The organism is Gordonia araii NBRC 100433, assembly GCF_000241265.1.
Lineage (GTDB): Bacteria > Actinomycetota > Actinomycetes > Mycobacteriales > Mycobacteriaceae > Gordonia > Gordonia araii.
In genome coordinates this window covers 52,028-65,460 of record NZ_BAEE01000076.1, presented here as the reverse complement: position 1 = coordinate 65,460, position 13,433 = coordinate 52,028, and the positions used below count along the sequence as shown (strand labels likewise).

Here is a 13,433-nt window from a genome sequence, read left to right as displayed (position 1 = left end):
TACCGGCGCCATCCCATCCGGGACGCTTTCCAGCAAGCTGGGTTTTTGGGTTGTTGACCCTCATTCGGGGCAACTCTCCCATCCTAACAGGCCGTAGTTCACCTGGCAAGTCGGAACTTGCCGGTTGAATCGGACTGGGCTGTCAGGAACATCAACGCGGAACCCGGTCTCCATATTCCGGCTCGCCCCTCGCGGGGCTGGCCGGCGGCGCCGTGGCGCGCTGACTTGAACGAAGTTACGCAACGGTGTCGCGGAGGTCAACTCGCCGTGCGGTGACGTCCGCCACACCGGCATCGTCCGGCGGATATGGCCAGTTCAGCGCGTGGAGCGCTCCACTTCGGGGTTCATGTAGGCACGCCAGCCGCCGTGCTCCGTGACGTCGGTGGCGCCGCTCACCGACTCCCGGTCGAAGACGAATCCCGTCACCCACCGGCCGTCGGCGAGTTCGACCTTGCCCAGGCTCATCGGCGCGGGCAGGTTGTGCAGGAACGACCCGAGCGCCGCGGGCGACATGCGATACAGCTCGCCGGGCAACGACGCGCCGTCACCGCCTCCGACGCGCACGAGCCCCGGCTTCGGCGGTACCGAGTCCAGCGCCACCATGCGGTAGGCGGCGCTCGTCTCGACCTCGCCGAGGAATCTCGCATGGGCCGCCACCAGCTGGTGGTGCAGCGGGAGGCTCCGCATGTGCGCACCGACGACGACCAGCTCGACACCCGAATCCCCGGTCACGACCGGGGACGGCTCGCCGGTCAACCGGGCGGCCAGATCCAGGACGACCTGGTCGGCGAACGCCGGTCCTACGAGCATCACGCCGAACGGCTCGCCCTGCGGGGTCGGTTCGCCCGGCACCGCGACGGCCGCCAGGTCGAGCAGATTGCAGAAGTTGGTGAACGTTCCCATCCGCCGGTTGATCGCCACGGGCTCGGCGGCGACCTCGGCGATAGTCGGGTGTTCGGTCGTCGTCGGCAACAGCAGGGCGTCGACGTCGGCGAAGCGCGCACGCCAGGTCGCCGCGGTCACCGCGAGCGCGGTCCGGTCGTCGACGTATCGGTGCGCGGGCTGGTCGGCGGAGGCCCGCACGATCGCCCCGACCACCGGGTCGACATCGTCGGGGTGAGTCTCGACGAACTCGCCGACGGCGGCATACCGCTCCGCGACGAGTGCGCTGTCGTACAGCAGCGTGGCGGCGTCGAGCAGATCGGCCATGTCGAGCGTCACCACCGTGGCCCCGGCCGCGGAGTAGGCGGCCACCGTGGCATCGAAGGCCTGCCGGTAGCCGGGCGACAGCGCCGCGAGGTCGGCCTCGGCGGGCACCGCGACCGTCGGCGACGCCGGGGCGGACTGCGGCGTGTCCGCGGGCCAGGTCCGCGACCTCGGATCACCGGGATCACCGCCGATCATCGCCGCGACAACGCGGCCGGCCAGACCGATGTCCCGCGCGAACACGGTGACCGCGTCGAAGTCGGGACACGCGGGTACGACCCCGGCCGTCGAGACCAGGCCCAAGGTCGGCTTGATGCCCACGATCCCGTTGAGCGCCGCGGGCACCCGGCCCGATCCGGCGGTGTCGGTTCCCAGCGCGACGTCGACCATGCCCAGGGCGACCGCGACGGCCGATCCCGAACTGCTCCCGCCGGAAACGCGGTCGGGCATCGTCGAATGACGCACCGCGCCGTACGGGCTGCGCGTACCGACCAGCCCGGTGGCGAACTGGTCCAGGTTGGTCTTGCCGAGCACCACGGCGCCGAGCGCGGTGAGCCGCGCCACCACCGTCGCGTCGGCCGCCGCACCGCGCGCGAACGCCGGGCAGGCGCAGGTCGTATCGAGTCCGCCGACGTCGATGTTGTCCTTCACCCCGACGAGCACGCCGGCCAGCGGCAGCTCATCGCCCCGGGCGACCCGGGCGTCGACATCGGCCGCCTGGGTGAGCACATCCGACTCGGCGCGCAGGCTGATCCACACCTCCGGCCGGTCGCATTCGGCGATCCTGGCGTACGCCTCCCGCACCTTCTCGACGACGGTCGAGCCATTCGATCCGATCACTACGCGCCCAGTCCTTCCTGCTCCTCGATCGCCACCAGCGCTGCGCCGGCGGCGACCTGGTCTCCTGCGGAGACCATAACCTTGCGCACGATGCCGGACGCCTCCGCCAGCACCGGGAGCTCCAGTTTCATCGCTTCCAGGGCGACGACCGGACTGCCGGCGTCGACCACGTCCCCCTCGGCCACTTCGACCCGCCACACGCCCGACATCATCGGGGCGGTGATAGCCCGGCACCCGTCGGGGATCTCGGTGTCCGCCCCGCCGCCGAGGCCTTCGACCTCCGGCGCCGACTCGGTCGCGAACTCCCCGGACTCCTCCCAGCGGACGCGTTCCGCGTCGAACGCCGTGCGCCGCCGCTCCTCCACCTCCGCGATGTCCTCGGCGTTGTCGGCCAGGAACGCCAGGTGTTCGGCATAGGCGAACTCACCCGTCTCGGTTTTCATCTCGTAGCGGCCGGCCGCCATGTCGGCGCGCAGGTCGGAGAGTTCCTCGGCCGAGACCGGGTACCAGCTCACCCGGTCGAAGTATCGCAGCAGCCACGGGCGCCCTTCCTCGAACGGCGGCTGTTGCCGATAGCCCGACCAGATCTGCAGCGTGCGGCCGACCAGCTGATAGCCGCCGGGCGACTCCATGCCGTACACGCACAGGTACTTGCCGCCGATGCCGACCGCGTCGGCCGGCGTCCACGTTCGGGCCGGGTTGTACTTGGTCGTGACCAGCCGGTGCCGCGGATCGAGCGGAACCGCCAGGGGCGCACCGAGGTACACGTCGCCGAGTCCGAGCACGAGGTAGTCGGCGTCGAACATGACCTGCCGCACCTCGTCCACGGAATCCAGTCCGTTGATGCGGCGGATGAATTCGATGTTCGACGGCAGCCACGGCGCTTCCTCCCGGACCCCGCTCCGATAGCGGGCCAGCGCCGCACGGATCGACGGGTCGTCGAAAGACAGCGGGAGGTGCACGCGCCTGCTCGCGACCCGGAGACCGGCGGTGTTCCCGATTCCGTCCTCGATCTCGCCGAGGAGACGCACCACGGTGCGCTGGTCGATCAGATCCGGCTGGAAGTGCACATGCAACGACCGCACGCCCGGCGTGAGGTCCACGAGACCCGCGATCGACGCCTCTTGCAGCCGGTCGCGCAGCACTTGGACCCGCATCCGCATGCCCAGGTCCAGCTCCATCGGCCCGTACTCGACCAGCACGTTGTCGTCACCGCCGCGCAGGTATTTGACTTCGGGTGTTCCGTCCCCGCCCTCGCGGCGGCCGAGCACGCCGTCGTCGGTCTCGCGGCGGCCGAGCAGCTCCGCTCCGAGGTCGTTTCGCCCGCGCAGCGGGACCGAGGCGCGCAACGCGTCCGCCCGCTGGTCGGAGACGGGCGCGAACCGGACGGTGTCGCCCGGCCTCATCTGCCCCAGCTTCCATCGCTGCGCCGAGATCACCGTCAACGGACATGCGAATCCGCCCAGACTCGGACCGTCCGGGCCGAGCAGGATCGGGGTGTCGCCGGAGAGGTTGAGCGCGCCGACGCTGTAGGGGCAGTCGTGCAGGTTCGACGGATGCAGTCCGGCGTCGCCGCCGTCGCTGCGCGCCCACGTAGGCTTCGGCCCTTCCAGGCGCAGACCGGTGCGGTTGGCGTGCGCTTGCACCGTCCAGGTGGCCTCGTAGAACTGCGCCAGATCCTCGCGCGTGAAGTAGTCGGGCGCCGGCTGCGGCCCTTCGCCCACCGCCACGACCCAGTCGTGCACCACCTCGGGGCGTTCGACGAGGGGGATGGCGGCCGGGACGTCGAGCCCTCCGCGATCCGGTTTGATGCCGAGGATGTCCCCGGTGCCGATCGCACGGCCGGTCACACCCCCGAATCCGCCGAGCGTGAACGTCGACGCGCTGCCGTGGTAGTCGGGTGCCATGATGCCGCCGCGCACGGCCAGGTAGGTCCGCAGCCCGGCGGCGCGCGGCGCACCGATCTCCAGGATCGATCCGCCGGGAACGGTCACCGGCTCCCACATCGGCACCGCGGCGCCGTCGACGGTGACCGGCGCGTCGGCTCCTGTCACGCAGACCACCGCGTCATCGGTGAATCTGATGCCCGGGCCCAGCAGGGTGGCTTCGAGCGCGTTCTCCCCGACCGGGTTGCCGACCCCGCGGTTGGCCAGCGCGAATGACAGGTCGTCGAACGGACCCGACGGCGGGATGCCCACATCCCACAATCCGAGCCGCCCGGGCAGATCCTGGATGGTGGTCGACAGACCGGCGCGGACGATCTCCATCCGGGGCGCGATCGTGGTGAGCGATTTCAGCGTCGCGGTGGTGTGGCGGGCGTCGAGCATCGGCGCGCTGGTGACGGCGGCGCGCAGTTGCGGCAGGTTGGTGGTGATCCCGTACAGCCGGGTGCCGTCGAGGGCCGAGCGCATCCGGTGCAGCGCCTCCGTGCGGCTGTCCCCGGCGGTGATCACCTTCGCGAGCAGCGGGTCGTAGTACGGGCTGACCTCGGTGCCGGTCTCCACCCACGTCTCAACCCGGGCCGGCGCCGTCGGCATCCGCACCCCGGTCAGCAGTCCAGCACTGGGCCGATAGTCGCAGCCCGGATCCTCGGCGTAGAGGCGAGCCTCGACAGCGTGTCCCCGGATCGGCGGTCCCGGTTCCGGCACGGCGGCCAGGAAGTCGGAGTCGCCGGCCGCCAGGCGCAGCATCCACTCGACCAGATCGACGCCGGTGACCTCCTCGGTCACCGGGTGCTCGACCTGCAGCCGGGTGTTGACCTCGAGGAAGGACGCTTCACCGCGCTCGGTGTCGTAGATGAACTCGACCGTGCCGGCGGACCGGTAGTCGACAGCGCCGAGGAGTTCGCGGCTGGACTCGACGAGCGACTCGACGACGCGGTACGACAAGCCGGGGGCCGGTGCCTCCTCGATGACCTTCTGGTTGCGCCGCTGCAGGCTGCAGTCGCGGGTGCCGAGCGAGACGATCCTCCCTCGACCGTCGCCGAAGATCTGCACCTCGACGTGGCGGGCGTGCTGGACGTAGCGCTCCAGGTAGACCGCCGACGATCCGAAGTTGTTCTCCGCCATGCGGATGACCCGCTGAAAGGCGGTGCGCAGTTCGTCGGCGTCGGCGCAGACCGCCATGCCGATGCCGCCGCCGCCCCCGGCGGCCTTCAGCATGACCGGATAGCCGATCTGTGCCGCCGACGCCGTGGCGGCGTCGAGATCGGCCAGCAGACCGCTGCCGGCGACCAGCGGCACGCCGGCGGCTTCGGCGGCGGCGCGCGCGGTGTGCTTGTCGCCGAACAGCCGGATCTGCGCGGCCGTCGGCCCGGCGAAAAACAGCCCGGCGGCCGCCACCTGCTCGGCGAATTCGGCGTTCTCCGAGAGGAAGCCGTAGCCGGGATGGATCACGTCGGCACCGGTGGCCAACGCGGCCTCGATCACCGCGTCGGCTCGCAGATAGGACTCGGTGGCGGGGGCCGGCCCGAGGCGCACCGCGCGGTCCGCCATGCGGACGTGGCGGGCGGCCTCGTCGGCGTCGGAGTACACCGCGACGGTCTCGACACCCAGCCGGGCCGCGGTGTCCATGACGCGGCACGCGATTTCGCCGCGATTGGCCACCAGGACCCGGTCGGGCACGCCGTCGAGCGGGGTTGCGGGGGTTGCGAATGGGGTCACTGCGGTCACCTCGTGATTCGGTCGGACATCGGGGTCGGGGGTGCTAGGCGCGGGTCGCCCGGACCAGTTGGGCCAGCTCGGCGGCCTGGGCGGCCCGCGCCGCGACCACCTCTCTGGACGCACCGATGTGGGCGACCAGCAGGTCCCGTGCGACGACCAGGTCGCCGTCGAGTGCGGCCTCGCCGATCGCGATGTGCTCGCCGATCGTCGCCACCATGCGGTCGTGGGTCAGGTAGTCGAACATGCGAACCGGCCGGATCCTCGTGTTGATCAGCGCGAGGGCCTCCGGGAGCGCCGCGTTGCCCGCGGCGGTGAGCAACGTGAGATGGAACTGCTCGTCCGCGGAGACGAAGCCGGCGTCGGGCTCCGGCGGGCGTCGGTGCAGCGTTTTCCACCTCGCCACCTCCGGGGCCAGCAGGTCGGCCCGGTGCCGTCGTCCCGGCTCGGCGGCGACCAGGTCCATGGCGCCCAGTTCGAGCATGGTGCGCGCCTCGTAGAAGTCGTTGAGCGTGTCCAGCCTCGGCCGGTGGGGATAGAGTCCCGAGTCGCGCCGCTCCACCAGGCCGTCGGCCAGCAGCCGGGCCAGCGCCTCGCGCACCGGGGTGCGCGAGACGTCGTAGCGCTCGGCGAGCTTCTCCTCCCCCAGCCGGTCCTCGTAGGAGAGCACCCCGTTCATCAGGTCGTCGCGCAACGCGCGGTAGACGATGTGGCTGCGCGACGGTCGGCGGTCGTCCATGGCTTCCTCCTCAGATCGTCAGCGCCTGGCGGACATCGGCCAGCGCCGCCTTGCCGCCGGCGCCGGACGACGTCACCCGCCCGGCTTCCAGGACGTGGTAGGTCTGCGCCGACTCCAGGGCGAACCCGATGTGCTGTTCGACGAGCAGCACGCCCAGGTCGCCGCGCTCGGTCAGCGACGTGATCGTGTTCTCTATCTCGGCCACCACCGACGGCTGAATGCCTTCGGTGGGCTCGTCGAGCACGAGGATGCGCGGTCCGGTGATGAGCGCCCGCGCGATCGCCAACTGCTGGCGCTGACCGCCCGAGAGCAGGCCGGCCCGCCGGTCCAGCAGACCGCGCAAGGCCGGGAACAGGTCGAGTGACTCCGCGACCCGCTCCTTCCCTCGCCGACGGCCGTCGGCGACCACCTGGAGGTTCTCGGCGGTGGTCAGGTGGCCGAAGCTCTGTTGTCCCTGCGGTACGTAAGCCAGGCCGCGGGCAACGCGGGCGCTGGGCCGCATCGCGGTGATGTCCTCACCGTCCAGCAGCACCTTTCCGGTCGAGGCCTTCAGCAGGCCGACCGCGGTGCGCAGCAGCGTCGTCTTGCCCGCTCCGTTGTGCCCGAGGACGGCGACGACGCCGTCGGACGGGACGTCCAGGCTGATGCCGTGGACGACCTCGGTGCGCCCGTATCCGGCGTGGATGTCGATGAGCTGAAGCATGGCCGTCACTTCCCTTCCCCGTCGGCCCCGGCCGCGGTGGCGCTACCGAGGTAGACCTCCTGGACCTTGGGGTTGGCCTGGACTTCGGCCACTGTGCCCTCGGCCAGCACCCGCCCGCCCGCCAGCACGGTCACCGACGTGGCGAACCGGCGCATGAATTCCATGTCGTGCTCGACGACGACCACGGTGCGTTCCCCGCCGATGCGGCGCAGCAGCTGGCCCGTCTCCTCGCGCTCCTCGTGGCTCATGCCCGCGACCGGTTCGTCGAGCAGCAACACCGAGGCGTTCTGCACCAGCAGCATGCCGATCTCCAGCCATTGCTTCTGCCCGTGTGCCAACACGCCCGCGGGCGCGTCCCGCAGATCGGCGAGGCCGGTGGTCTCCAGCGCTTCGGAGATCGCCTGCGGCATCGTGGCCGGTCGGCGCCGCAGCATGGTCAACGCGGACCGGCCGGCGCCCGCGGCGATGTCGAGGTTCTGCGTCACCGTCAGTTCCTCGAAGACGCTCGCGGTCTGGAAGGTCCGCCCCACCCCGAGACGCGCGATGTGATGGACCTTGCGGCCAACGAGTTCGACACCGGACTTCTGCGCCGATCCGGTCGCCGGAACCAATCCCGTCACGGCGTCGATGAAGGTGGTCTTGCCCGCGCCGTTCGGCCCGATCAGGAACCGCAGGTCGCCCTGCATCAGGGTCAGGTCGACGTCCGACAGCGCACGGAACCCGTCGAACTCCACGCTGAGCCCGCGCACCTGGAGGTACTCGCTGCTCATCCCGGCGTTGCCGCCGACGACGGGCGCTCGCCCTTCGGCGCCCCGGGTAGTCGTCTCGTTCACGGTGTCGCTCCTGCCGTCGTGACCGCCAGGTCGGCGGAGGGTTCGGGTGGTGGAGGTCGCCTGCGGCGGCGGATCAGGGTCACCAGGCCTGCCAGGCCGGCCGGGAAGAAGCCGACCACGACGATGAACAGCAGCCCCTGCGCGTACACCCACGCCGACGGGAAGTTCTCCGAGAGCCCCGTCTGCGCCCACGCCACCGCGATGGCGCCGAGCACCGGGCCCAACAGTGTCGTGCGCCCGCCGATCGCGACGCCGATGAGAAAGGCGATGGAGGGCACGATGCCGATGTCGGCGGGTGAGATGATCCCGACGATCGGCACGAACATGGCTCCGGCGACACCGGCGAAGAGTGCGGCTACGGCGAAGGCGACGAGTTTGACCACCGCCGGGTCGTAGCCGAGGAACCGCACGCGTTCTTCCTGGTCGCGCACCGCGACGAGAAGTTCGCCGTAACGGCTGTTCATCAGCTGCCGGGTCAGCGCGACCATCACCAGCAAGGTCCCGGCCGCGATGAAGAACAGCAGACGCTTGTTCACCGGGTCGTTCAGCGCCAGGCCGAAGAAGCTCCGGAACCGATTGAGCCCGTTGCTGCCGCCGATCGACGCCTGTCCGACCAGCAGCGTCGCGAACGCCGCGGCGAGCGCCTGGGACAGGATCGCGAAATACGCGCCTTTCACCCGGCGGCGGAACACGCCGAGGCCGAGGACCACGGCCAGCGCGGCGGGCAGCACCAGGATCGCGATGACCGTGACCACCGGTGAGGCGAACGGCCGCCAGTACGACGGCAGCGACGAGATGCCCTGGATCTGCATGAAATCCGGTACCGCGTCGCCGCGCAGCGCGGCATCGGACAGCTTCAGGTGCATGGCCATGATGTAGGCGCCCAGGCCGAAGAACACCCCCTGCCCCAGGGTGAGCATTCCTCCCCGTCCCCAGGCCAGGCCGATGCCAACGGCCACCATGCCGAAGCACAGGAACTTGGCCAGCAGGTTGAGCCGGAAGTCCGACAGGACGACGGGCGCCAGGCCGAACAGGAGGATCGCGGCGATCGCGAAGCCGGCGAACGGCCGCCAGCGATCCGGTAGCGAGAGTGCGGTGAGCGACGGCATCAGGTCAGACTCCTCGTGGCGACGGTGAACAAGCCCTGCGGACGGATCTGCAGGAAGACGACGATGAGCGCGAAGACGATCACCTTGGCCACCGACGCCGTCGTGCTGTACTCGATGAACGAATTGAGCAATCCGAGCGCGAACGCGGCGATCACCGCACCCCTGATCTGGCCGAGGCCGCCGATCACCACGACCAGGAAGGCGTCGATCAGATAGCTCATCCCGGTGTTGGCGCTGGTGGCGCCGATCAGCGTCAGCGCGACACCCGCGACCCCGGCCAGCCCGGATCCGATGAAGAACGTGGTGATGTCGGTGGCGCGACTGGACACGCCGCTGGTCTCCGCCAGGTCGCGGTTCTGCACCACGGCCCGGATGCGACGGCCGAGGGCGGTGTATCGCATCGTCACCGCGACCGCGACCACGCAGGCCACCGCCAGGACGAGGATGAAGATCCGCGTCTTGGGGACGACGGCGCCGAGAATGTCGACGCCGCCGTCCAGCCATTCCGGGGCCACGACGCGCACCGCCGGTGCACCGAAGATGTCGCGTGCCGCCTGCTGCAGGATCAGCCCCACTCCGAACGTCACCAGCAGCGTGTCCAGCGGACGGTGGTACATCCGCTGGATCAGCGTGACTTCCAGCAGCGCGCCCATCAGCCCGCCGACGAGGAACCCGATGACCAGCGAGACCAGCAGCGAGACACCGGCGTCGGCGATCAGATACTTCTGGACCGAGTAGGCCGTGTAGGACCCGGCCATGATGAACGCCCCGTGCGCCATGTTGATGACGCCCATCTGGCCGAAGGTGAGCGAAAGGCCCAGCGCTGCCAGCAACAGGATCGACCCCAGGCTCAGGCCGGTGAATGTCTGTCCGATCACCACGTCCACGTGATGCTCCCGTCGTCGTCGGTTGCGGTGCTCAGCCGCCGAGGCCCGCGGCCCAGGGGTAGTTCTTCAGGTACGGGTCCGGCGAGATCGGCTTGCCCGAGTCCCACACCGTGTGGATCAGCCCGTCGGAACGGATTTCGCCGATCCGCGCGGTCTTGGTGATGTGGTTGTTGTCCCCGTCGATGCTGACGGTGCCTTCGGGGGCGTCGAAGGTGACGCCGCCGGCCGCCTTCTGCACGTCGGCGACGGCGAACGAATTCGCCTTCTCGACGCTGAGCTTCCACAGGTAGACCGAGACGTAGGCCGCCTCCATCGGATCCGACGTCGGCTTGTCGGCGCCGTAGCGCGCCTTGTACGCCTCGACGAATCCCTTGTTCTTCGGGCCGTCCACGGTCTGGTAGTAGTTCCAGGCGGTGAGCTGGCCCTCGACGTTGCCGACGCCGATGCCGCCGACCTCTTCCTCGGCGATGGAGACCGACACGACCGGCATGGCCTTGGCCGTCAGACCCACGTTCTTGTACTCGCGGAAGAAGGCGACGTTGGAATCACCGTTGAGCGTGTTGAACACCGCGTCGGCGTTCTTGGTGCGCACCTTGTTGACGATGGTGGAGAAGTCGGTCGAGCCGAGCGGGGTGTAGTCCTCGCCCAGGATCTCGATGCCGTTCGCCTGTGCGTAGGACTTGATGATCCGGTTCGCCGTTTGCGGGAACACGTAGTCGCTGCCCACCAGGTACAGCGACTTGACGCCCTTCTCCTTCAGGTAGTCCAGCGCGGGCACGATCTGCTGGTTGGTCGTAGCGCCGGTGTAGAAGATGTTCTTCGACGACTCCAGGCCCTCGTACTGGACCGGGTAGTACAGCAGCGCGTTCTTGTCCTCGAACACCGGCAGCATCGCCTTGCGACTCGACGACGTCCAGCCGCCGAAGACGGCCGCGACGCAGTCGTTGCTGATCAGCTTCTCGGCCTTCTCGGCGAAGACCGTCGGTTCGGAGGCACCGTCCTCGCCGATCACGTCGATCTTCTTGCCGAGCACTCCGCCCGCGCCGTTGATCTCGTCGACCGCGAGCTTGATCGAATCGCGCACCGTCACTTCGGAGATCGCCATCGTGCCCGACAAGGAGTTCAGCGAACCGACTTTGACCCGGTCGCCGGAGGTATCCCCGCAGGAGGCCGCCGAGGATCCGGTCGAGTCACTTGCCGAACTGCCACAGGCCGCGAGCAGCAGGGTCGCGGTCGCGAGTGCTGCGGCGGAGAAGACCGTGGCCGGCCGTCCCCGTCGTCGGACTCGCGACGATGGGTGGTAAGAGTCGTTGATGGTCATGGGTCGGTCTCCGCTCGCTCGGTTCCGACCTCATCGGCGCGGTTCTGGGTGCACGAGATCACCACAGGAGAGTTGGTCGGTTCTCCTGCCCCGCGAGAGATGAGATGTCGGAGTGACTGGGAAATCGGCGTCAGGCGCCGAACTTGTATACAACGCTGAATACAAGTGGCAACGCTACGGAGCCGGTGTTACCGCGCTGTGTCCGAGCGTGAAATCGCCGTGTCCATGCGTGAAATCGGCGTATCAGAGACCGGGTCAGTCCGAGACGCGCTCGATCTCCCCGCCCAAGGAGCGCAACTGCGCGACGAAATCGGGGTATCCGCGATCGATGTGCTCCACATCGTGCACCTCGGTGACTCCGTCGGCGACCAGGCCGGCGAGCACGAGACCCGCCCCGGCGCGGATGTCCGACGACCAGACGGGAGCGCTCGACAACTGTTCCACGCCGCGGATGACCGCGTGGTGGCCGTCGGTGCGGGCGTCGGAGCCCAGGCGGACCATCTCCTCGACGAAGCGGAACCGCGCTTCGAAGACGTTCTCGGTGACCACGGACATGCCGTCGGCGATCGCTGCGAGGCCGATGACCATCGGCTGCAGGTCGGTCGGGAATCCCGGATACGGCAGCGTCGACACGTTGATGGCCTCGGGCCGCGCGTCCTGCCGGACGCGGAATCCGTCGTCGAACCGGTCGACCTTCGCACCGGCGTCGACGAGCTTGTTCAGCACCAGCGCGAGATGCTCGGGCAAGACGCCCCGCACGGTGACGTCTCCTCGCGTCATGGCCGCGGCGATCCCCCACGTCGCCCCGACGATGCGGTCGCCGACGACTCGGTGCGCGGTCGGCCGCAGCGCGGGGACCCCGGTGACCGTCAGCGTCGAAGTACCGGCGCCGTCGATCTGCGCGCCCATCTCGGCGAGCATCTCGCACAGGTCGACGATCTCCGGTTCCCGCGCGGCATTGTCGACGGTCGTGACCCCGTCGGCCAGCACCGCGGCCATGAGGATGTTCTCGGTGGCGCCCACGGACGGGAACTCCAGGGCGATGGGCGCACCGGTCAGCCGCTCGGCGGAGGCGACGACGCATCCGTGCTCGATCGAACTCTCCGCCCCCATCGCGCGCAGGCCGGCCTGGTGCATATCGAGCGGGCGCGACCCGATCGCGTCGCCCCCCGGCAGCGCCACCACGGCTTGCCTGCATCGCGCCATCAACGGGCCGAGGACACAGACCGAAGCGCGGAACTGCTTGACCGCGTCGAAATCGGCATGATGACTGGGCATCGCGGGCGAGACGATGGTCACCTCGTCACCGTCGACGGTCACGTCGGCGCCGAGTCCCCGGAGGACATCGGCCATCAACGGGACGTCGGCGATGTCCGGTGCATTGGTCAGGACGGTGGTGCCCTCCGCCAACAATGCCGCAGCCATCAGCTTCAGCACGCTGTTCTTTGCGCCGGTCACCTGTACTTCACCGGAGAGGCGGGCACCGCCGGACACGAGAAAGCGATCACTCACCCCAGTAGCTTATCCACTACCGTTGAGGCCATGGCCGTGCACCTCACCCGGATTTACACCAGGACTGGCGACGACGGAACCACCGGACTGTCCGACTTCTCCCGAGTGGCGAAGAACGACCTGCGTGTGGTCGCCTATGCCGATTGCGACGAGGCCAACGCGGCCCTGGGCATGGCGCTCACCATGGGCGACCTGGCCCCCGCGGTCAGCAGCGTGCTGACGACCGTGCAGAACGATCTCTTCGACGCCGGAGCTGATCTGTCGACCCCGGTGGTCGCCGACCCCAAGTACCCGCCGCTGCGGATCGAGCAGTCCTACATCGACTCCTTGGAGCGGTGGTGCGACGAGTTCGGCGAGGAGCTGCCCGCCCTGGATTCGTTCATCCTGCCCGGCGGCAGCCCCGGATCCGCCCTGCTGCACAACGCCCGCACCATCGTGCGCCGGGCCGAACGGTCGGCCTGGGCCGCGATCGACGCGCATCCCGAGGACACGTCGGTGCTACCAGCCAAGTACCTCAACCGGTTGTCCGACCTGCTGTTCATCCTCGCCCGTGTCGCCGCCGGCCCGGCCGGCGACGTCAAGTGGGTCCCCGGCGGCGACCGCGAGCGGCCGTCGTCTCAGTAG

At 69.4% G+C, this 13,433-nt stretch carries 10 protein-coding genes; 1 reads left to right on the top strand and 9 read right to left on the bottom strand.

Annotated elements, in window-relative coordinates; genetic code table 11:
• Positions 1–315: 315 nt before the first annotated feature.
• The 9 genes from atzF to murA form a co-directional block, all read right to left on the bottom strand.
• Positions 316–2,046 (bottom strand): allophanate hydrolase, encoded by a 1,731-nt coding sequence (gene atzF, locus GOARA_RS16800; RefSeq protein WP_007323624.1) that lies wholly within the window; start codon positions 2,044–2,046, stop codon positions 316–318.
• Positions 2,046–5,708 carry an urea carboxylase gene (gene uca, locus GOARA_RS16795; protein ID WP_007323623.1) on the bottom strand — a complete coding sequence of 1,221 codons (3,663 nt, stop codon included), beginning with the start codon at positions 5,706–5,708 and terminating at the stop codon, positions 2,046–2,048. The genes atzF and uca overlap by 1 nt, the downstream gene beginning before the upstream one ends.
• 43 nt (positions 5,709–5,751) lie before the next feature.
• Positions 5,752–6,444 (bottom strand): GntR family transcriptional regulator, encoded by a 693-nt coding sequence (locus GOARA_RS16790; RefSeq protein ID WP_007323622.1) that lies wholly within the window; start codon positions 6,442–6,444, stop codon positions 5,752–5,754.
• Positions 6,445–6,454: 10 nt separating this feature from the next.
• Positions 6,455–7,147 carry an urea ABC transporter ATP-binding subunit UrtE gene (gene urtE, locus GOARA_RS16785; RefSeq protein WP_007323621.1) on the bottom strand — a complete coding sequence of 231 codons (693 nt, stop codon included), beginning with the start codon at positions 7,145–7,147 and terminating at the stop codon, positions 6,455–6,457.
• A 5-nt stretch (positions 7,148–7,152) separates the two neighbouring features.
• On the bottom strand, positions 7,153–7,917 hold the full coding sequence (gene urtD / locus GOARA_RS16780; protein WP_050947336.1) for an urea ABC transporter ATP-binding protein UrtD: 765 nt from the start codon (positions 7,915–7,917) through the stop codon (positions 7,153–7,155).
• 59 nt (positions 7,918–7,976) lie between these two features.
• A complete protein-coding gene (gene urtC, locus GOARA_RS16775) occupies positions 7,977–9,089 on the bottom strand; it encodes an urea ABC transporter permease subunit UrtC (RefSeq protein WP_007323619.1) in 1,113 nt (370 codons plus the stop codon).
• Positions 9,089–9,976 carry an urea ABC transporter permease subunit UrtB gene (gene urtB / locus GOARA_RS16770; protein WP_007323618.1) on the bottom strand — a complete coding sequence of 296 codons (888 nt, stop codon included), beginning with the start codon at positions 9,974–9,976 and terminating at the stop codon, positions 9,089–9,091. Before urtB ends, urtC begins: the two co-directional genes overlap by 1 nt.
• A gap of 31 nt (positions 9,977–10,007) precedes the next feature.
• Positions 10,008–11,297, bottom strand: coding sequence for an urea ABC transporter substrate-binding protein (gene urtA, locus GOARA_RS16765; RefSeq protein WP_040523841.1), 1,290 nt, complete (start codon positions 11,295–11,297; stop codon positions 10,008–10,010).
• Between the two features lie 255 nt (positions 11,298–11,552).
• Positions 11,553–12,809, bottom strand: a complete 1,257-nt coding sequence (gene murA / locus GOARA_RS16760; protein WP_040523840.1) for a UDP-N-acetylglucosamine 1-carboxyvinyltransferase — start codon at positions 12,807–12,809, stop codon at positions 11,553–11,555.
• A 30-nt stretch (positions 12,810–12,839) separates the two neighbouring features.
• Here murA and GOARA_RS16755 point away from each other — a divergent pair, with 30 nt between their 5' ends.
• Positions 12,840–13,433 carry a cob(I)yrinic acid a,c-diamide adenosyltransferase gene (locus GOARA_RS16755; RefSeq protein ID WP_007323614.1) on the top strand — a complete coding sequence of 198 codons (594 nt, stop codon included), beginning with the start codon at positions 12,840–12,842 and terminating at the stop codon, positions 13,431–13,433.

Coding starts and splice junctions, on each gene's coding strand:
- urtE (WP_007323621.1), bottom strand. CDS start 7,147: ATGCTTCAGCTCATCGACATCCACGCCGGATACGGGCGCACCGAGGTC.
- GOARA_RS16755 (WP_007323614.1), top strand. CDS start 12,840: ATGGCCGTGCACCTCACCCGGATTTACACCAGGACTGGCGACGACGGA.
- urtA (WP_040523841.1), bottom strand. CDS start 11,297: ATGACCATCAACGACTCTTACCACCCATCGTCGCGAGTCCGACGACGG.
- GOARA_RS16790 (WP_007323622.1), bottom strand. CDS start 6,444: ATGGACGACCGCCGACCGTCGCGCAGCCACATCGTCTACCGCGCGTTG.
- urtC (WP_007323619.1), bottom strand. CDS start 9,089: ATGCCGTCGCTCACCGCACTCTCGCTACCGGATCGCTGGCGGCCGTTC.
- urtD (WP_050947336.1), bottom strand. CDS start 7,917: ATGAGCAGCGAGTACCTCCAGGTGCGCGGGCTCAGCGTGGAGTTCGAC.